The organism is Vibrio sp. 10N.222.55.B11 (genome assembly GCF_041473705.1).
Lineage (GTDB): Bacteria > Pseudomonadota > Gammaproteobacteria > Enterobacterales > Vibrionaceae > Vibrio > Vibrio crassostreae_C.
This window is the reverse complement of record NZ_JBFRST010000149.1, coordinates 1-233: the sequence shown is the minus strand read 5'-3', so window position 1 is coordinate 233 and position 233 is coordinate 1. Positions and strand designations below refer to the sequence as shown.

Annotated in this window: 1 pseudogene; it reads right to left on the bottom strand. The window is 44.2% G+C overall.

Annotated features, from left to right (window positions below):
* A pseudogene (locus AB4503_RS25450) lies at positions 1 to 233 on the bottom strand (IS110 family transposase); the annotation flags it as partial.

The following is a 233-nucleotide window of genomic DNA, read 5'->3' as shown; positions in this document are numbered from 1 at the left end:
GCTTTGGCTGAAGCCATCTCACGAACTAAAGCAGAGACTCTACGATCATAGTGCAATACTTCTAGGTTAAGGTGTTGAATCTTGTTCGATAGATCTTGAAGTAGCTCTCGAGCGAGTATAGGCAAACCATTTTCTGCATCTTCAAGGACACTACCAATAGTGTTTTGAGCCGAGTAGCGCCCCTGAGGCATCACAATACCAAATTCGGAAAGCAAACCTCTGAGCTGGTTAAT